Source organism: Streptomyces sp. NPDC029041, assembly GCF_040637515.1.
Lineage (GTDB): Bacteria > Actinomycetota > Actinomycetes > Streptomycetales > Streptomycetaceae > Streptomyces.
In genome coordinates this window covers 1-18,980 of the sequence record NZ_JBEZWO010000001.1, presented here as the reverse complement: position 1 = coordinate 18,980, position 18,980 = coordinate 1, and the positions used below count along the sequence as shown (strand labels likewise).

Annotated in this window: 17 protein-coding genes and 2 pseudogenes; 12 read left to right on the top strand and 7 right to left on the bottom strand. The window is 71.3% G+C overall.

Features of this window, described 5'->3' with window-relative positions:
- Positions 1–51: 51 nt before the first annotated feature.
- Positions 52–630 carry a rhodanese-like domain-containing protein gene (locus tag AB0F04_RS00095; protein ID WP_362036017.1) on the bottom strand — a complete coding sequence of 193 codons (579 nt, stop codon included), beginning with the start codon at positions 628–630 and terminating at the stop codon, positions 52–54.
- 76 nt (positions 631–706) lie between these two features.
- Between AB0F04_RS00095 and AB0F04_RS00090 the strand changes: the two genes are divergently transcribed.
- Entirely contained in the window at positions 707–988 is a 282-nt protein-coding gene (locus tag AB0F04_RS00090) for a metal-sensitive transcriptional regulator (RefSeq protein ID WP_031133256.1), read from the top strand.
- A gap of 10 nt (positions 989–998) precedes the next feature.
- Here the strand turns inward: AB0F04_RS00090 and AB0F04_RS00085 are convergent, their stop codons facing one another.
- The 5 genes from AB0F04_RS00085 to AB0F04_RS00065 form a co-directional block, all read right to left on the bottom strand.
- The gene (locus tag AB0F04_RS00085) at positions 999–1,748 is read right to left on the bottom strand and encodes a sulfite exporter TauE/SafE family protein (protein WP_362036016.1); all 750 of its coding nucleotides are present in this window, start codon (positions 1,746–1,748) and stop codon (positions 999–1,001) included.
- On the bottom strand, positions 1,745–2,107 hold the full coding sequence (locus AB0F04_RS00080; RefSeq protein WP_362036015.1) for a rhodanese-like domain-containing protein: 363 nt from the start codon (positions 2,105–2,107) through the stop codon (positions 1,745–1,747). The genes AB0F04_RS00085 and AB0F04_RS00080 overlap by 4 nt, the downstream gene beginning before the upstream one ends.
- A gap of 34 nt (positions 2,108–2,141) precedes the next feature.
- A complete protein-coding gene (locus tag AB0F04_RS00075) occupies positions 2,142–3,518 on the bottom strand; it encodes an MBL fold metallo-hydrolase (RefSeq protein WP_362036013.1) in 1,377 nt (458 codons plus the stop codon).
- 217 nt (positions 3,519–3,735) lie between these two features.
- A complete protein-coding gene (locus tag AB0F04_RS00070) occupies positions 3,736–5,313 on the bottom strand; it encodes an FAD-dependent monooxygenase (RefSeq protein WP_362036011.1) in 1,578 nt (525 codons plus the stop codon).
- Positions 5,313–5,882 carry a hypothetical protein gene (locus tag AB0F04_RS00065; RefSeq protein ID WP_362036009.1) on the bottom strand — a complete coding sequence of 190 codons (570 nt, stop codon included), beginning with the start codon at positions 5,880–5,882 and terminating at the stop codon, positions 5,313–5,315. The genes AB0F04_RS00070 and AB0F04_RS00065 overlap by 1 nt, the downstream gene beginning before the upstream one ends.
- 497 nt (positions 5,883–6,379) lie before the next feature.
- Between AB0F04_RS00065 and AB0F04_RS00060 the strand changes: the two are divergent.
- Positions 6,380–6,544: pseudogene (locus tag AB0F04_RS00060) on the top strand (pirin family protein); the annotation flags it as partial.
- A gap of 355 nt (positions 6,545–6,899) precedes the next feature.
- Here the strand turns inward: AB0F04_RS00060 and AB0F04_RS00055 are convergent.
- Positions 6,900–7,505 carry a dihydrofolate reductase family protein gene (locus tag AB0F04_RS00055; RefSeq protein ID WP_362036007.1) on the bottom strand — a complete coding sequence of 202 codons (606 nt, stop codon included), beginning with the start codon at positions 7,503–7,505 and terminating at the stop codon, positions 6,900–6,902.
- 328 nt (positions 7,506–7,833) lie between these two features.
- Between AB0F04_RS00055 and AB0F04_RS00050 the strand changes: the two genes are divergently transcribed.
- The 10 genes and pseudogenes from AB0F04_RS00050 (at position 7,834) to AB0F04_RS00005 (ending at position 18,903) form a co-directional block, all read left to right on the top strand.
- On the top strand, positions 7,834–8,184 hold the full coding sequence (locus tag AB0F04_RS00050) for an NADH-quinone oxidoreductase subunit A (protein WP_362036005.1): 351 nt from the start codon (positions 7,834–7,836) through the stop codon (positions 8,182–8,184).
- A 23-nt stretch (positions 8,185–8,207) separates the two neighbouring features.
- The gene (locus tag AB0F04_RS00045) at positions 8,208–9,560 is read left to right on the top strand and encodes a hypothetical protein (protein ID WP_362036003.1); all 1,353 of its coding nucleotides are present in this window, start codon (positions 8,208–8,210) and stop codon (positions 9,558–9,560) included.
- Complete coding sequence (locus AB0F04_RS00040; protein WP_362036002.1) at positions 9,553–10,497, top strand: NADH-quinone oxidoreductase subunit H; 945 nt, start codon at positions 9,553–9,555, stop codon at positions 10,495–10,497. Before AB0F04_RS00045 ends, AB0F04_RS00040 begins: the two co-directional genes overlap by 8 nt.
- An 18-nt stretch (positions 10,498–10,515) precedes the next feature.
- Positions 10,516–11,079 carry an NADH-quinone oxidoreductase subunit J gene (locus tag AB0F04_RS00035; protein ID WP_362036001.1) on the top strand — a complete coding sequence of 188 codons (564 nt, stop codon included), beginning with the start codon at positions 10,516–10,518 and terminating at the stop codon, positions 11,077–11,079.
- The gene (nuoK, locus tag AB0F04_RS00030) at positions 11,076–11,381 is read left to right on the top strand and encodes an NADH-quinone oxidoreductase subunit NuoK (protein WP_362035998.1); all 306 of its coding nucleotides are present in this window, start codon (positions 11,076–11,078) and stop codon (positions 11,379–11,381) included. Before AB0F04_RS00035 ends, nuoK begins: the two co-directional genes overlap by 4 nt.
- Positions 11,378–13,228, top strand: a complete 1,851-nt coding sequence (locus AB0F04_RS00025) for a proton-conducting transporter membrane subunit (RefSeq protein WP_362035996.1) — start codon at positions 11,378–11,380, stop codon at positions 13,226–13,228. Before nuoK ends, AB0F04_RS00025 begins: the two co-directional genes overlap by 4 nt.
- A gap of 5 nt (positions 13,229–13,233) precedes the next feature.
- On the top strand, positions 13,234–14,739 hold the full coding sequence (locus AB0F04_RS00020) for an NADH-quinone oxidoreductase subunit M (RefSeq protein ID WP_362035994.1): 1,506 nt from the start codon (positions 13,234–13,236) through the stop codon (positions 14,737–14,739).
- A gap of 5 nt (positions 14,740–14,744) precedes the next feature.
- Complete coding sequence (locus AB0F04_RS00015) at positions 14,745–16,166, top strand: NADH-quinone oxidoreductase subunit N (RefSeq protein WP_362037274.1); 1,422 nt, start codon at positions 14,745–14,747, stop codon at positions 16,164–16,166.
- A gap of 67 nt (positions 16,167–16,233) precedes the next feature.
- A pseudogene (locus AB0F04_RS00010) lies at positions 16,234–16,625 on the top strand (IS5/IS1182 family transposase); the annotation flags it as partial.
- Positions 16,626–16,827: 202 nt separating this feature from the next.
- A complete protein-coding gene (locus AB0F04_RS00005) occupies positions 16,828–18,903 on the top strand; it encodes a PA14 domain-containing protein (protein ID WP_362035992.1) in 2,076 nt (691 codons plus the stop codon).
- The last annotated feature ends 77 nt before the right edge of the window (positions 18,904–18,980 follow it).

Sequence of the window (18,980 nt, the reverse complement as noted above, 5' to 3'; positions counted from 1 at the left end):
CGTTCGACCGCCGGGGAACGTCGTGTCCGAAGCCTCACCCGCTGGCGCGGCTCAGACCGAGGGACGTCCGCCGCTCAGCGCAGTGAGAGTGGAATCGAGGTCGGTCGCCTTGGGCCGGTTGTACGGGAGCTTGGCGAGCAGGCGGGCCATGCCGCAGGTGTCGGTGACCGCGGAGAAGACCAAGCCACCGGCGACACCTGCGGAGATCCACCGCGCCCCCGGGCGGAGCCGTCCGGCGAGGAGGCCCGACAGGACGAGGGACCCGGCGGCCAGGCGGACCTGCCGTTCCATCGGCCAGGGTGCGCGGACGCCGGCGGGGCGGTGGACGTCGTGGCCGAGCTGGGTCCAGGTGCTGGTGCCTCCGGTGAGGGTGGCGGCTGTGATGCCAGCCTCGGCCAGTCGCCGGCAGGCTTCTACGGAGCGGGCGCCCGAGGCGCACACGACCAGGAGGTCGCCGCGCTCGGCGGCCACCTTGAGCGCGGGCAGGGCCGCGTCGAGGTGGTCGAGGGGGATGTTGTGGGCGTCGGGCAGGTGGCCGGTCGCGTATTCGCCGGGGGTGCGTACGTCGATGACGGTCAGCTCGTGAAGGCGGGCGCCGGCCTGGTCGGCGGTGAGGGCGGTGTGTGCCACGGGAATTTCCTTTGCTCTCTGTACGTCACCCCTTCGGTAGGATACCCACGGGGGTATCTGCGAAGGAGTGTGGGCTGTGGAACTGGTGATGGCGGCTGAGGAACTGAGGACGGTGGTCAACAGGTTGCGCCGGGCGCAGGGCCAGATCGCCGGTGTGATCAAGATGATCGAGGAGGGGCGGGACTGCGAGGACGTGGTCACGCAGCTCTCGGCCGCGTCCCGGGCGCTGGACAGGGCGGGCTTCGCGATCATCGCCACCGGCCTCCAGCAGTGCCTGGCAGACGGGGACATGGCGGCATCCGAAGACCGCGAGGTGATGCGGGCACGGCTGGAGAAGCTCTTCCTCTCATTGGCCTGAGGCTGTCCGGTCATGTCAGGGCGTCGGTGAGCATGAAGGCGGCCACTGCCAGCAGTACGACGGCGAACGTGCGTTGCAGCAGGGGGCCGGAGATCCTGGTGGCCAGCCGCTTGCCGTCCCAGGCGCCCAGGATCGCGGCCCCGGTGAACGGCGCGATCACCGTCCAGTCGACGCCCGCCGTGGTGGCGCCCCGGGTGGCCAGGGAGGCGAGCGAGTTCGCGGAGATGACCAGCAGGCTCGTGCCGATCGCGGCCTGCATCTCGAACGCCAGCACCGTGACCAGAGCCGGAACGGCAAGAAAGCCCCCGCCGACGCCGAGCAGTCCGGTCAGCGCCCCCAGCCCCGCGCCGGCTCCGGCGGCCCGGGCCGGCCGTGTGCCCTGGGGCCCTGCGGGAAGGCCCCGGGCGGGGCGCAGCATGCGGACGGCCGCGGCAGCGGCGACGGCGGCGAACGCGGCGGTCAGCAGCGGCTGCGGCAGACGCCCTGCCAGGGCCCCGGCCACGGCGGCGGGCAGGAGACCTGCCGCCGCGAACAGGGCACCCGTTCGCCACCGCACGTTCCCGGCGCGGGCGTGACCGTACAGGGCGGTCAGCGAGGTCGCGACGACGATGAGCAGTGCGGCCGTGGTGGCCGCCGCCGGTGTAAAACCGAGCAGATAGATCAGCGCGGGCACCGCCAGGACGCTGCCGCCCCCACCGAGCGCGCCGAGCGCCAGCCCCACCACCCCTCCGGCGATCAGGGCCAGGACCAGCTCACTCACGCTATGACACCGCCACTGCCGTTCACGCCGGTGACCGGCAGGCCCTGCCGGGCCCAGGCGGTCATGCCTCCGGTGACGTCGGTGGCCTCAACGCCGACGGCGGCGAGGAAGTCCGCAGCCGTGCGGGAGCGGTTGCCGGAGCGACAGATGGCCACCACCCGCCTGCCCCGCATGGCGGTGGGCAATGGCGCTCCCGCCATCAAGCGGGTGAGAGGCAGGTGCAGCGCGCCGGGCGCGTGCCCGGCGTTCCACTCCTGCGTCTCGCGGACGTCGAGGAGGACGGCTTGCCCGTCGGCGACCAGCCGGTGGGCCTGTTCGGGGGTGACGCGGCCGGAGCCGCGTCGGAAGAAGGGCGACATGGTGCGTGTCTCCGTGCGGAAGGTGGGATGTGGTTCAGTCCTTGCCGGCAGGCCCGATGAGCGACAGCCCGGCTTCGCCGGCGGCGGTGAAGGCGTCGTCGACGGCGACCACCTCACGGCCGGCGGCGTCCAGCAGGGAGGCGGCGATCGCCGCGCGCATCCCGCCGGCGCAGTGCACCCACACCACACCTGCGGGCACCTCACCGAGTCGGCCGTGCAGCTCGTGGACGGGGATGTGCACCGAGCGGTCGACGAACCCGTCGGCCCGCTCGGAATCGCGGCGCACATCCAGCACCACCACCTGCTCACCCCTCTCGCGGGCCTCGGCAAGATCGGCGAAGCGGGCGCGACGGAACGAAGCCGGCCGCTCGCCTTCGCGGACCCAGGTGTGTGCCTCTCCGGTGGCGGCGGCGGCCGGACGGTCGATGCCCACGCGGGCCAGTTCCCGCTGCGCCGCAGTGATCTGCTCCGGCGTGGAGGCCAGCAGGGTGACGGGCTTGCCCCAGGGGATCAGCCACGCCAGGTAGGTGGCCAGTTTGCCCTCGCCCTCGAAGTTGAACGAGCCGGCCACGTGGCCCTCGGCGAAGGCGACACGGTTGCGCAGGTCCACCACCCACTCGCCGGCCGCCAGCCGGGAGGCGATCTCCTCGGCGTCGGCGGACCGCGGCGGGGTGAGGTCGACGGGCGCGGGGCCGGAGGCGTTGGCCGGACCCATGTGCGCGTAGTAGGCGGGTACGTCGTCCAGGCCGGCGAGCATCTCCGCGACGAAGGTGTCGACGTCCATGGTCAGGGCGTCGTTGTTCTTGCGCTCCGCGCCGATCGTCGTCGCGTCCCCCTCGGCCTGTGAAGAGGAGCAGAAGCTGCCGAAACCGTGCGTGGGCAGCACCCGCACGTCGTCGTCGAGGGTGTCGGCAAGTCGATGTGCGGAGGCGTGCTGGGCGCGGGCCAGCCGCTCGGTCAGCCGCGGCTCCACCAGGTCCGGCCGCCCGACGCTGCCGATCAGCAGTGATCCACCGGTGAAGGCCGCTACGGGCCTGCCGTCCTCCTCCAGGACATAGGACGTGTGGTGCGGAGTGTGACCGGGAGTGGCCATGGCGCGCAGCAGCAGCCCTTCGTCGACCGCGATCGAGTCGCCATCGGCGACGGGCGTGCGGTCGAAGGACACCGAAGCCCCGGCCGGCACCAGATAACGGGCCCCGGTCGTGCGGGCCAGCTCCAGGCCGCCGGTGACGTAGTCGTTGTGTACATGGGTCTCGGCCACGTACGTAATGCGCACCCCGCGGCGGGCGGCTGCCGCGATGACCTGATCGATGTCGCGCGGGGGATCCACCACGACGGCGGCATCCGGCCCGCCGGCCAAGTAGCTGCGGTTGCCCAGGCCCTCGACTTCCAGGGTGTCGACGAAGAACACGGATACGACTCCTCTCGCGACGGTGTACCCCGGGGGGTATCTGTCCTTCACCATAACAGAAATACCCCCGGGGGTATTTCGCGGAGGTGCCAGGGGCTCTCCCCGGGAGCCTCTCTGTGCCTGAAGCGCAGGTCATCAAGGCTGGGGGACATGGAAGGCGGCGCTGCGGACCGCGTCGCGAGCCGGAGGCGGCCCTGCTTGCGTCCGTGGCTCGTGTTCACACTCGGACGGGATGAGACGCCGCACCGATCAGCGTCAGCCAGTCGGTCAGCCCGGCCGGGTCGGCGGTCCCGCACTGGAAGCCGACATGCCCGTCCGGACGGACCGCCACCAGACCGCGGCCCGGGCTGTTCGCCAGCCGGAGGACGGTGACCTGGGAGCCGGCCACCACCTGCGGCGGCGGGGGAGCGGCGTTGCGCTGCAACAGCAGGTGCACGCCCGGGCCGGCCAGCAGTTCGTGGAGCCTCCGTGGAGCCGCTCCGAGGCTGACGGCCGCGTCCGGCAGGCGGTCTCCTGGGCGGGGAGCTCCCCGCAGGGGAGGTGTTCCCTGCACCGACAAGGGGCTGTGCCGGTAGTTCACCCGCAACTGGGAGATGACGCGGATGGCCTCGGCGACCAGCCTGCGCCGGTCCAGCAGGGCGGGCACGAGCGAAGCCGCGTACGGGGCGGCCACGCCGCGCAGCCAAGAGGGGATCCGCCCGGTCGACGCCTCTGCCCAGAACGCGATATGCGTGAGGACGATCCGGCGGTGGGCAGCCGGCCTGCGCTCCTGGTCGTAGGAGTCCAGCAGCATGTCGTCACCGGGGTCGCCTTCGGCATGCCCTGCCGCGAAGCCGAGTTTCCAGCCGAGGTTCACCGCGTCCTGGATGCCGGCGTTCATGCCCTGGCCGGTGGCAGGCGAGTAGTTGTGGGCCGCGTCCCCCGCGAGGAAGAGCCGCCCCTGGCGGAACCGCCGTGCGAGGCCACACCGCAGCGGCACCCTCGCGGACCAGGCCAGGCGCTCGATCCGCGCCGGCGTCCCCGCGTCGCTCAGAAGGCGCTGGAGCTCGGCTTGCGGGACGGCGGCGCCGGGCTGACCGAAGTCCCGCCCGGCTTGGCTGGCGGCCGCCCGCGTGGCCAGCAGGCGCCAGGCGGCCTGCTCTCCGAGCGGGAAGAGGAACACCAGCCCGTCACGCCCCGCGAACACTTGAGCACCGGAAGGACGGGGGCGACCCGCAGCACCCGCCAGATCGAGGTCGGCGAGGATCACCTCCACGGCATACGGCCTGCCGTGCCAGCCGATGCCGGCACGGGCCCGCACGGTACTGGCCGGGCCGTCGCAGCCGACGACGTAAGGACAGCTGATCTCCTCCGTGCCGCGCGGCGATCGCAGGATGGCCGACGCGTTGTGCCCGTCGTCGCGGACGGTGACCAGCTCGGTGCCACGTTCCACACGCACCCCGCGGTCGGCGAGCGCCCGCGTCAGCACTTCCTCGACGTCCGTCTGCCGGACGAGGGACAGATGCGGAAACGTCGTCTCAGGCAGCGCGAAATCGGCCAGCTTGGCTTCGACGACACGGGAGCCGAGACGGAGAACGGCCGCGGGGGCGGTGTCCGCCCGTTCCAGCACGGCGTCGGTGACCCCAAGGGGGCGCAGCACCTCCAGGGTGCGCGGATGCAGGATGAGGGCGCGGGAGGGTCGGAAGGACTCGGGCCGCCGCTCGACGATCCGGACCCGCGCCCCGTGGTCATGGGCCTCCAGCGCCAGGGTGAGGCCGGTCGGCCCCGCCCCGACGACCAGGACGTCCACCGTCATCAGCGCGTTCCGACCGCCACGCGCCACCAGTCCGGGGCCTGGTCCCGCGCCGCGCCCTCGACCAGTCCGGGGTCCGCGAGGACGTCGTCGCGGCGCAGCCGGGGCAGCACGGTGTAGCCGATGGAGCCGGGCACACTGACCAGGGCCAGTACCCGCCACAGAGAACGGGCGTAGTGCTCGGCGCGCTGCGGGTCGTCCCATTCGTACAAGCCGCGGTAACGGCCGTCCTCGTCGTGGGCCAGCCACAACTTCGAGGCGAAGCCGGGGAAACCGACGAACAGTGGAGTGTTCAGCAGGCTCTCCGCCCGGAACAGCGCGTGTCCGGGACCGCGGATCAGGCGCAGCCGGAAGACGACCACCAGCGTGCACGGATCCTTCGCCAGGCCGCTGCCGAGGCGGGTCTCCCGGTACACCCGGGCCGACGTGCCGTCGGCGAAGCGGATGCGCGTTCCCACCCGATCTCTCGGCAGGTGGACCCGGCGCCGGGCGAGCAACATCCAGGAGGCGAGGAAACATCCGGCGACAGCCCGCCATGCCTCCGGAGGGGCGAGCGGCCTTTGTTCGCTCATGGTGGTCTCCTCCCGCGAAGGGACCGGCCCCGTACCACCACCATGCGGGAACGTGCCACGACGCGCGACCCACGGACATCCGCCTGCACGCCCGGCCCCGGCAGGCGACGCCCCCGCTGATCGCGCCCTTCTGGCTGCGGGCGTGCCTTCACCGGGCCGTGGAGCTACTCAGAGTAGATCCGCTTGCACTCAACGACCGCTGTCGGGCGCGCTCGATGGATCACTGCAACGAGGCGAGGTTCGTGTTGAGGATTTGGGCTGCTTTGCTGATGGAGCCGGGCATGAGGTGGCGGTAGATCATACCGGATCTTGTACGGGTCAGGACACTTCGACCACCGCGACCGCGGATGCTCACACTCCTTGAAAAACGACCCCATCCCACGAACCAGGGCAGTGGAACTCACGGTTGCTGACTCCTCCGGCACCGATGCTGCAGTTTGCTAACCGTCGGCGGTCCGGAACGCCACTGACCTGCGCTGATGCGCGCAGGATCCACTATGTTCTGGAACTGGATCGGGCGATCGCAGGGGGAGATCGAGCAGGCGCGGCGGGACTGGATGGAAGGCTCCCGCTTCGGTGAGGTGAAGGGGTACGACGGGGCTCCGCTGCCCGCACCGGAACTGCCGGCGGTGCCGTTGAAACCGCGGGGGAGGGTGCGCTGACCTGCGAAAAACACGTCGGCATTGGTGGCCGCAAGGGGGAAGACGTTCGGGCCATTCTCGCTGTCTTCCGCCTGCTTTCCGGAAGGTGTCCGAACAGCCGGCCGGCTCAGGCCGGTGTGGCCGGTGTGGTTGGCGATTCCACGGGGCGGACCGTCCGGCGGCCGTTGCCGGCATGACGGTCGCGGCCGTCGGCACCATCCCGCTGAAACGGGGTGGGGGCCTCGGCGACGCGTTCACTGCGTGCGCCGTGGCGGCGGCTGTCGGTGCCATCGTGTCCTTGTGGCTCAGACAAGAGCAATCAGCCCTGGACGGCCCTCGGCGTTGGCGGCCGTCCAGACCGGCGGACGATGCGACGTCACGCGGGCGCGCCGAGCGGGGGGTGTTCGAGCACGCGGGGCTTGTACTCGACCAGCTGGATGCGGCCGTCGAAGGTGCGGTGCCCGATCATCTCGAGGGCGACGTCCGGATAGCCGTCATAGATGCGTTCTTCGCCCGTGGCCCCGGTGATCACCGGGAACATCACGACCCGGAAGCGGTCGACGAGTCCGGCTCGTAGCAGGGACCGGCACAGACTGAGGCTGCCGATCGTGCTGAGGAGGCCCGAGCCACTCGACTTCATGGAGCGGACCGCCTCGACGGCGTCGTCGCGGACGAGCGTGGAGTTGGCCCACGTCAGTGGCTCCTCGAGCGAGGAGGAGAACACCACCTTGGACGCTCGCGTGAGCTCGTCGACGGATGCCTCTTCCTCGGGCCTGAACTCGTCCTGGCCACTCGGGACTTCGCCGGCGGCGAAGCCCGACATCAGGCGGTAGGTGTTCGCTCCCATCAGGTAGGTGGCCTCGGGCTGCTCGCCGAGCCATGCGAGGTACTCCGGGCCCTCCAGGCCCCAGAAGCCGGGCCATCCCTCTCCCGATGCGTAGCCGTCGAGGGAGGTGATGAAGTCGACGAGAAGCTCCGACATGGCGGTGTCCTTTCCTGGGTGTCACCAGCTTGGACCGGCCGGGAACCCGAAACTCATCGGCCGCGCCGCAGCCGAGTGACTGGGCCTCTCCGCCGACGAGCTCATGGCCCGCCTCGTCGGCCGCGGTCGCGAGGACGGCGCGATCCAGCGGCTGCTCGCTGGTCACGGTGACCTTGCCCGACGGCAGGTCCACCTGGACGTCCTCTACCCCGGAGACACCACAGGACGTCTGGGGCGAAGTGTTCCCGAAGGTTCGGGCCCCGCCTCCCCGGCCGGAACCAGCCGGTCGCGCACCATAGCGAGGGGACGAGAACGGAGGTCGGGCGCGATGGACGCATGGCAGCCGATGCTGGTTCTTCTCGGCGTGGTCGGGGCCGGTCTGGCTGCCCTTTACGGGCTGAGCCTCTGGCTGGCGGCGGCCCGGGCTCCCCTCGAAACCGGTCCCTTCGCCGGGGGTCTCGAGCCGGGGGAGCACGCCGTGTCGCGCTTCCATGTGCGCTGGTACCCCGTCACCATGATCTTCCTGGCCTTCGACATGGAGATGCTCTTCATGTACCCGTGGTCAAAGGTCGTCTCGGAGGTGGGCACCCCGGCCGTCGTGGAGATGTTCCTCTTTCTCGGCATCCTCTTCGCGGCTGTGGCATACGCCTGGCGCGAGGGGGCTCTGAGGTGGACCTGAGAGGCGCTCTTCGGCGTACGGCGATGAACCGCCCGGCGGTGCTGGCGGTGACGTTGCCCGGAGCGACGGAGCTCCGGCTGGAGGCCGAGGCGGAGGTACGCCGGCGGGGATGGCCCGTCGTGAATGCTCCCGCAGCCGCGAATCTGCTGCTCGTCTGCGGCCCTCCGGCGCCCGGGGACGCGGAGTGGCTGGACGGCATCGAACGTTCCATGCCGGAGCCCGCCCGGCGCATCGTGGCAGGGGAGCGCGGGCGGATCGCCGCCGCGCTCGACGTGGCTCGCGAAGACCTGATGGACAGGACGGCGAATCGACGCGAGGCCGACGGTGCGGACGAGCCCGGTGCTCGTGAGCACGGCGATCGAAGGGGCCACGGTGACGGACACGGCCGCGGCACGCACCACGACAGCTCGCCGCCCGAAGCCCACGACGATCGAAGTCATGACCACCACCGCACGGACCACGGCCAGAGTGACCCCGGCGCTCGGCCCGGCCACGAGGAGCATGGGCACCACCGACCCGCCGACCACGGGGCGCACATGGACCATATGGATCACATGGGTCACGACATGCACGCCATGGGCGAGGTGGCAGGTCTTCCGATGGCCGGGAGGGGCGACGACCGAGATGCGCTGAGGCTCGACCAGCTGCACGTGCCGATCGGTCCCGCCCTGAGCGACTGGCCGACGGGGCTCGTTCTCCGTCTCACCCTGCAGGGAGACGTCGTACAGGTGGTCGAGGTGGACCACCTCACCGTGCCGCCCGGCCATCGGATGCCCTTCTGGGACGAGCCGTGGCTGCGGGCGGCGCAGGGCGAGGAGGTCACCCGGGGAAGTGCGGCGCGGCGGCGCTGTGCCGCGCATCTGGACAGCGTGGGACGGCTCCTTGCCGTCGTCGGCTGGGACGACGTCGCGGCGCGGTGCCGCCGACTGCGGGACGAGGTGCTGTCGGGGGTGTCGCGTGAGGGTGTCGGCGGTGATCTGTGCCGTACCGTTCGCAGAGTCGGGCGGTCCCGGGTGCTGCGCTGGTCGATGGCTGGACTGGGGGAGTTGCCGGCGGACAGGGCGCGGGCGGCCGGAGTGACCGGACCCGCCCTCGCTGCGGACGGGGACGCGTACGACCGGCTGCTGATGTGGCTGAGCGAGATCGAGCGCGGCCTCGAAGAGCTCGACGACACACGGCCGTTGGCGCCGGACGACCGGACCGGCCCGCGTGGCCGGCTGGACGGACCGCAGCCGCCGTCGCGGGCGCTGCTCGACATCCTCCCCGAACTGCTGACCGGCGCGGAGTTCGCCTGTGCTCGGATCATCGTGGCCAGTCTGGACCCCGACCTCGACGAGTTCGGGCTCGCGCCCGTTCCCGGAGCGGCCCATGCCTGATGCAGCGCCCCTCTGGGCGACGGTCGTCCTTCCCCTCGCCTTGGCCGTGGCGGCCGTGGCCGCGGCGGGGTTGGACGCGGTGCTGTCCGGGTCGGCCGAGCGCGGGCCCGCCGGGAGCGTCCGGAAGGCCGGGCTGCGGGCGCTGGCCCCCTTACGCGAAGCCCTGCGGCTGCTCGTCCAGCAGCCTCGCCGTACGACGGTGGCCGACCGTCTGCTCGGAAGGCTGGGCGTGGTGTTGGTCCCAGTGGCGGCCGTGCTCGCAGGTGCCGTACTGCCCTGGGGTTTCCGTGCCGTGAGCGATCCCTCCGTCGGCATCGTGTGGTTCAACGCGATGGAGGCGCTGGCCTGGGCGGCGGTGTGGATGGCGGGCTGGGGACCGAACTCGGCGCTGTCGCTGATCGGTGGGTACCGCTTCCTGGCGCAAGGCCTGGCGTACGAACTGCCGCACATGTTCGCGATCACCACGGCGGCCCTCGGGGCTGAGTCCCTGCGGGTCGGTGACGTGGTCGCGGCACAGGACGGGCTGTGGTTCGCGGTGTGGATGCCGGCCGCGTTCGTCGTCTATCTGCTGAGCGCGCTCGCGATGGCCTTCTGGGGTCCGTTCGAGTACCCGGTGTCGCGGGACGCGGCCGGTGGTGCGGCCGCCGAACTGGCGGGGGTGGACCGGCTGGTGTTCCTGGGCGGGCGGTGGCTGCTGCTGGTGGTGACCGCCGGTTTCAGCGTGCCGCTGTTCCTCGGCGGCGGACACGGCCCGTTGCTGCCGGGCTGGGCGTGGACGCTGATCAAGACCGCCGCCGTCCTGGCGCTGCTGGTGGCCGGGCGTCGGGCACTGCCCGTGCTGCGGATGGAGCGGTACATGGAGGTGGCCTGGATGGTGCTGGTACCGCTGACGCTGCTTCAGGCGCTGTTCGTGGCCGTCGTCGTGCTGAACCGATGAGGGGGAGGGGCGCCGCCGATGCTCGATGACGTGATCTTCTGGGTGCTGGCTCTGCCGGCGCCGGCCGCCGGAGTCATGGTGTTCCGGTTCGACTCCATGGCCCGGGCGACGTACGCGCTGCTGACCTCGCTGCTCTGCGTAGGTGGCGAGGTGCTGTTGCTCGGGCTCGACTACCTCGGCGTCGTGATCGTGCTGATGATGACCATCGAGATGGCCATCATGGCCGTGTTCATGGTGATGTACATGATGAACCCGGCCGGTCTCATGCCGATGACCATGGTCCACAACAAGAAGGGCGCGGCCGCGGTCTGCGCGGCCGTCTTCGCCGTCCTCGTCGCGGGGATCCTGCTCTCCCCGTGGCCGTCCCGGCGCGGCACACCGTCGGCCGATCCGACCATGGACCTGGGCCTTTCGTTGATGGGCCCTCAGATGCTCACCATGGTGACTCTCGGCCTCGCCCTGTTCGCCACGATCGTGGCGACCGTCGTGCTGGCCACTCGCCGAGGTCGCTACGACCGCTTCGGCGACGACCTGAAGGCGCGGACCGCCGACGACGCGGTACGCGGAGGGATGGGCCGATGAGCCTTGAGGTGTTCCTGCTGCTTGCCGCTGCGCTGTTCAGCATCGGCCTGTTCGGCGCGCTCACCCAGCAGTCGATCGTGATGCTGATGATGGGGCTGGAACTGATGCTGGGCGGCATCATCGTCGGCGCGGCGGCCGTCTGGCGCTACATCGCCCCGGCGGCCGCCGACGGGCAGGTGCTGGTCGTCCTGGCGGTCACGGTCATGGCGGTGGAGATGGCCATCGGCTTCGCCGTCGTCACCGCGCTGTTCCGATCCCGCGAGGTCGACATGACCGACATGGCGGCGGAGTTGAAGGAGTGAGCGCGCTGCTGTGGGGGCTCGTCGCGCTGCCGCTCACCGTGGGGACGCTGCTCGCGGTCGTCGGCCGCCCGGCGGACCGGTACGCCCCCGCCGTCGCCGTCGGCACGACGATCGCCGCCCTCGGCCTCGCCGTCGCGGTGGCGTTCGAGCACCCTCGGGCCGAGGCGCCGCTGCTCGAAGGGCTTCCCGCCGGACTCGCGGTCGACGGGCTGTCGGGCCTCATGGCCGTGACCGTCACGGCGGTGACCGCGGCCGTCCTCCTGTTCAGCGTCGCGGACATCGGACCGGGCGAGGCACGTGCCCGCTTCTTCGGGCTGATGCTGCTGTTCAGCGGCGCGATGCTGACGACGGTCACCGCCACCACACTGACGGTTCTGCTGATGGCGTGGGAGGTGATGGGCGCCACCTCATGGGCCCTGATCGGCTACTGGTGGCGCGACCCCGAGCGCGCCGGCGCCGCCGACACGGCCTTCCTCACCACCCGCGCCGCCGACCTCGGCCTCTATCTCGCCGCCGGGGCGGCGCTGGCGAGCGGGCAGGTCGGCTCACTCGCCCTCGCCGAGCTCCCGGACGCGACCGGCGCGTGGTCGGCGGTCATCACCGCCGGCGTCATCGCGGCCGCGTTCGGCAAGTCGGCCCAACTGCCGTTCAGCTTCTGGCTGTCTCGGGCCATGCAGGGACCGAGTCCGGTCTCCGCGCTGCTGCACTCGGCGACCATGGTGGTGGCCGGCGCGTATCTCCTGCTGCGGCTGGAGCCGCTGCTCGCGCAGTCCGGCTGGGGCGGACCCGTGGTGGCGTGGACGGGCGCGACGACGACGGTGGCGCTCGGCCTGGTCGCCGTCGCGCAGACCGACCTCAAACAGCTGCTCGCCGCCTCGACCTGCGCACAGATCGGCTTCATGGTGCTCGCCGCCGGAGCCGGTGCGGTCACCGGCGGAACCCTGCAACTGATCGCCCACGCCGCCGCGAAGAGCCTCGCCTTCCTCGTCGCGGGCGCCTGGCTGACCACCGTCGGCACCAAAGCGCTGCCCGCCCTGCGCGGCGCGGCCCGGCGGCACCGTACGGCCGGGATCACCTTCAGCGTCGCGGCCCTGTCTCTGGCCGGGGTCCCGCCCTTGGCGCTGTGGGCGGCGAAGGACGTTCTCCTCGCCGGCGCACTCGAGGACAACGTGGCGCTGTACCTCGTCGGGCTGGCCGGCGCGGTGATCTCCGCCGTCTACAGCGCCAAGACCCTCTGGTTCGTCTGGCAGCCCGCTCCCGTACCGGACGACCATGAGGAGCCGCTGCCGTACGCGACCCGGCTGCCGCTCGTGGCCCTGGCCGTCGCCTGCGCCGCCCTGACGGTCACGTCCTTCCCGCCCGTAAGGGACGCGGTGGAGCGGGTGCTCGGCAGCGAGGAGCAACCGAACCCGCATGCATGGGAGTTCGCTCTGTCCGGCGCGCTCGCGGTCGCCGTCTCGGCCGTGATCTGGATGCGTGGTCCTCAACTCCTCGGCCTCTCCAGCCGGATCACCGCGCCGACGTCGGAATGGCTTCGTCTGGAGACCGTCGCGCGCACGCTCCTCGTGCGGCCGGTACTGCGCCTCGCCGACGTACTGGCGGCCTTCGACGACCGGGTGCTGGACCGCGCCGTCGATGACACCGCCCGCGGATCGCTGCGGCTGGCCCAGTGGACCGACGCTCAGGCGGAGCGTCTCGTCGACGGCGTCGTGGAGGCCGTCGCGGGCGGTGCCGGCGCGCTCGGCCGCCTGGCGCGCCGGCCGCAGACCGGGCAACTGCACCAGTATCTCGCCCAGGCGGTCGCCGCCTTCACCGTCCTCGCCGTCGTCCTCGTCCTCGTGAGGTGACCGCCGTGCTCACGGCCATCGTCCTGCTCCCGACCGCCATGGCGGCCCTCCTGCTGTGCGTGCCGCGCAGCGCGCCCCGCACGCTGTTCCTCACGGCCTGGGCGGTGACCACTTCCGCGGAGCTGCTCCTGACGGTGATCGTCTGGGCGGGGTACCAGGCCGACGGCGGCATGCAGTACGAGACGCGGGCCCGATGGATCCCCAGCGCCGGCATCAGCTATCACGTCGGCGTCGACGGCCTGTCCCTTCCTCTGGTGGCCGTCACCTGCGTGCTGTTCCTCGCCTGCACTGCGTACGCGTGGCGTGAGACCCGACGGCCCCGGGAATTCGCGGCCCTGTTCCTCTTCCTCCAGACGACGTGCCTCGGCCTGTTCGTCGCCCTGGACCTGATCCTGTTCTTCGTCTTCTTCGACCTGTCCATTGTGGCGATGTACTTCATCATCGCCGGGTGGGGTCACAAGGGCGCAGCCCGCGCCGCCCTGAAGTTCTTCCTCTACACCTTCATCGGCTCCCTCGCCCTGCTGCTCGGCTTCATCGGCCTCTACCTGGCAGCCGACCCGCACACCTTCGACATCGTCGAACTGACCGCAGCCGACCCACTCGCCGGACGCGCGACGCACGGCGCCCTCGTCCTCCTCGCCATCGCTGCCGGACTGGCGGTGAAAACCCCGACCGTGCCCTTCCACACCTGGCTGCCACCCGCCCACACCGATGCCCCGGCCGCAGGGTCGGCGATCCTCGCCGGAGTGCTGCTGAAGATGGGCACCTACGGCTTCCTGCGCATCGCCATGCCCGCCCTGCCCGACGCCTGGCGCGAGTACGCCCTCGTCTTCGTGGTCGTCGGTGTGGTCTCCGTGCTCTACGGCGCTCTGGTCGCCCTCGCCCAGACGGACTTCAAACGCATGGTCGCGTACACCTCCGTCAACCACATGGGCTACATCATCCTGGCGATCGGAGCGGCCGGCGCGGTCGGCGCGAACCAGGAGGCCCGACGTCTGGCCGTCACCGGCTCGGTCTTCCAGATGGTCAGTCACGGGTTGCTGACCGGCGCGCTGTTCCTGCTGTCCGGCGTGCTGTACGAGCGAGGGCGCACGTACGAGATGTCCGCGTACTCCGGCGTGGCCGGGCGGGTGCCCGTCTTCGCCGCGCTGACCGGCGTCGCCGCCTTCGCCTCGCTCGGACTGCCGGGCTTCTCCGGCTTCATCGCCGAGTTCCAGATCCTCACCGGGAGCCTGGGCCCGGAGCCGGTCGCCACCGGCCTGGCCGTGCTCGGCATCCTGCTCACCGCGGGCCTGTTCCTGCGCGCCCTGCAGCAGATTCTCCTGGGGCCGCTGCGGCTGCCGGTTGCCGCGCCCGGCACCGACCGGCCGTTCCCGGACATCCGGCTCCACGAAGGGATCGCGATCGCCCCGCTGCTGATCCTGGGCGTGGTCCTCGGCCTCGCTCCCCGGTTCGTCCTCGACGTCATCGAGCCCGCCTCGCGCACCGTGCTGGAGCTGCTGGCGCGATGAACGAGATGACCGGGATGAACGAGAATCCCCTCGACCTTCTGCCCGAGGTCCTGCTCGCCGCCTCCGCCGTGCTCGGGCTCCTGCTCGGAGCCTGGCTTCCGCGCCGCCGGCAGTGGCTGACCGGTGCCCTGGCGGGAGCGGCCTGCACCGCGGGGATCGTGGCCGCCGGGATCGCCGCAGCCGGTCCCGTGGAGACGGCTTTCGGCGAGTCCTTCGCCCTGGACACGCTCACCGCCACCAGCCGGATCGTCATCCTCGGCGCCACGCTGCCGGTCCTCGTGCTCGCCATGCCGCGCCTGTACGCCGACCCGCGCGAGACGGAGTTCTACGTCCTGCTCCAGCTCGCCTCCGCAGGAGCCCTGATGATGGCCGGAGCCCAGGACCTGCTCCTCCTCGCCGCCGGTTATCTGCTGGCCAGCGTGCCCGCCTACGCGCTCGCAGGATTCCGCAAGGACGGCCCCGGCACCGAGGCGGCCTTGAAGTTCTACGTCGTGGGTGCCCTTCTCGGCGTCGTGATGCTCGCCGGCATCACCGTTCTCCTCGCCGCCGGGCGCGCCACGTCGTACCCGATGCTGCGCACCGAACTCACCGAGGCACCGCCGGGACTGGTCGCGAGCGGCACGCTCGCCCTGCTCGCCGGTGTCCTGTTCAAGGCCGGAGCCGTGCCCGGCCACTTCTGGGTACCGGACGCGGTTCAGGGCAGTTCGGCGCCGGTCGCCGCCTTCCTCACCACGATCCCCAAGATCGGCGCGCTGGCGGCGTTCTATCGGCTCGCCGCCGTGCCGCTCGTGGACGCCGGCCTGCCGTGGGCCGACCTGGTGGCGGTGCTCTCGGTGGCCTCGATGACCTTGGGCAACCTGGCGGCCTTCTTCCAGCAGGACGTCAAGCGGCTGCTCGCGTACTCCACCATCAGCCAGGTCGGCTACCTTCTGCTTCCGGTGGCCGTCGCCGGGCGCACCGGCCTCGACCAGGAGGCGCTGCTGTACTACCTGTCCGCGTACGCGTTGACGAACCTCGGCGCCTTCGCCGTCGTCTGCGCACTCCCCGACGCCCACACCATCGACGACTACCGCGGCCTGGCACGGGCGCACCCGGCCCTGCTGGCCTCGCTCGTCGTCTGCCTGCTCGGCCTGGTGGGCACGCCCCCGACCGCCGTCTTCCTCGGCAAGCTGGACGCCTTCAGCGCCGCTTTCGACGGCGGCTACGCATGGCTCGCGGTCGTCGCGGCCGTCAACACCGTGGCCTCCCTCTTCTACTACTTGCGCTGGATCGCCCCGGCGTTTCTCTCGCGCGGACCCATGGGTGATCCGGGCGCGATGTCGAGATCGGCCGCGGTCGTCGCCTACGGCACAGCCACCGGATCCGTCGCACTCGGGCTACTCGGCGGGGCCGTCCTGGACGTGCTGGGAGGACCGCTCGCGCGGTGACGGACCTGGTGGCTCGTCGGCCTACGGATGCGTAGCGGGGGCGGCGCCGCCGAGCACCAGGCGTGGGCCCGAGCACGTGGACACCCACCCGCTGAGCTGCCACAACCCGCGCATTCCCGACCGGATCGTGTTCGAGCACGTGATCGCCGCCCTGGTGCACGGGAACGGCTACGAGCGCACCGCCGGGCCCGGCTGTTCGGACCGCACCGACGGCGCCTCACATACGGGGCGCAGGGCCTGAAGCGCTCGGTGGCCTCCGAGGCCCGCGGCGTCCCACTCGGTCTGGTCTCAGCCGGGGCCAACCGGCACGACTCGCCCCTGCCGGCGCCGACCCTGGAAGCCGCGAAGACCCAGGTCGGCCCGCTGCCCGAGCAGGCAGACGTCAACCTGGACCGTGGCTACGCCAGCGACAAGACCCGTTGTGCCCTGGCGGAACTCGGCTTCACCGGCGAGAGCGCCATGCCCCGGACAGGATGACGGTCCCCGTGCGGCAGCGGGTCGCCGGCCTCACCCAGCCCTGGTACGGCGGCCCGTGGTTCCCCACGTCATATGTGAGGGACGCCATACCTGAAACTCGCACAACCTCCCGCCCTTCCCGGGGGTCTGGGTCGGCGGTGGGAAGGCACCGTCCTCCCACCGCCGACCCAGACCGAAGGAAGGCATGAACCGAGCCACTCGTGCGTCCGCCCTCGCCGCGACCACCGTCCTCGCGACGACCGGAGCCCTGCTCACGTGCACGTCCGTCGCCGGTGCCGCCACGGCGACCGTGACCTGTAAGTCACCCGTCTTCAAACGGCAGTTCTACGCGAACACGACCTTCTCCGGTACGCCGAAGAAGACCGACTGCGATGCGAAGATCGATCAGAACTGGGGCACCGGCGCCCCCGCCGCCGGGCTGCCCAGCAACTACTTCGGCGTGCGCTGGACGGTCACCCGGGACTTCGGCTCCGGCGGCCCGTTCTCGATCCCCGTCGCGACCCGCGACGGCCTGCGTGTCTACCTCGACGGCACGCGCAAGGTCGACATCTGGAGGAACGTCTCGACGACCCAGACGAAGACCGTCAACATCACCATCCCGTCCGGGACGCACACCCTCCGCTTCGACTTCGTCAACTGGACGGGCGCCGCGGACGTCAAGGCGGACTACCTGCCCCGTACGTCCGCCACCGTCGACACGGTCAAGCCCCTCGTGCCCACCGGCACCTCCCTCACGTACGACTCCTCGTACCAGGCCGGCTTCAGCTGGACGGCCAACAAGGAGATGGACCTCGCGGGCTACCGCGTGTACCGCCGGCTCCAGGGCACCTCGTACGGCACCAAGCCGCTGGCCACGACGACCTCCACCTCGTACACGGACACCACGCTGCCGAAGAACGGCGCGGTCTACTCCTACGAGGTCCGCGCCTTCGACAAGGCGGGCAACGAGTCCGCGGGTACGGCGGACAAGTCCGTCACCACCGTCGACAAGAGCGCTCCCGCGGCGCCGAAGGGGGTCGAGGATGCCTGGAAGCCCGACTACTCCGAGAAGGTCAGCCTTTCCTGGGGCGGGAACACCGAGGCGGACCTCGCCGGGTACAACGTGTACCGCTCCACCACCGGCAGGCCGGTCGCGCTCACCGCGGCGAACCGGCTGAACGGTGACAAGCCGCTCACCTCCTCCTGGTACCAGGAGTCGCTGCCGCTGACCGGGGACACGTACTACTACGTCGTCACGGCGGTCGACACGCACGGCAACGAGTCGGCGGCTTCCGGCACGGCGGAGTTCTACACGCGGGACAAGACGGGCCCCGTGGACACCGCGCACAACGCAACGGCGGTCGAGGACGAGCGCGGGGTCACGCTGACGTGGGACAAGTCCGAGACCACCAGCGAGGACTTCGTCGGGTACACGGTCCTGCGCTATGACAAGCCGCGCACGGAGCCCGGGCGCACGACCGTGGAGGTCGCCAAGGGCATCCGGGGCACGTCCTTCACGGACGCGGCCCCGCCGCCGGGCGCCACGTACTACTACTCGGTCGTGGCTGTGGACGACGCCGGGAACGGGGGCGCCCCCTCCGTCGAGATGCCGGTCGCGGTCGCCGGAAACAACACGCCGCCGTCCCCGGTGACGGGCACGACCGCCACCGCCCAGGAGAACGGCGTCTCGCTGAGCTGGGACGCCAGTGACGATCCCGGTCTCGACCACTACCGCATCCTGCGGGGCACCCTCGTCGACGGCGAGTGGGTCTACAAGCCGCTCATCGACGCCTGGACCCACAAGCCCAAGGAGTTCACGGAGACCCGCCACCTCGACCGTATGGCCGCCGACGGTGAGCAGTTCCGCTACAGCGTCATCGCCGTCGACCAGTACGGCAACCAGCTCACCGTCGAGACCGGGGCCCCCGTCCAGGACGTCACCGAGCTCGACCTGCGCCCCGACGCCGACGCGGGCCCCGCCGTGGGCGACACCCCGATCGGCCACCTCTACGGCGACGTGAACGGCTGGGTCGCCTGGTGGCTGGGCAGCGACACGGGCGTCAACGGCAGCAAGGTGACCGGCTTCACCGTCTACCGCTGGAACCGGTCGACCCACGTCTTCGACAAGGTCGACGTCCAGACGCGCGGTGACAGCACCAGTTGGTCGTACGTGGACACCGCCCGGCCCAAGGCGACGACCACGTACTACCGCGTGACGGCCACCCTCGCGGACGGCACGGAGACGGCCGCCCGCGAGATGGCGTTCGCCTCGGAGAGTTAGCTCCCGCCGGGGGAAGCAGTGGAGGCGCCCGGCCGGAGGGGGGGGGGCGGGGGCGCGCCGGGTGGTTGGGGTGTTTG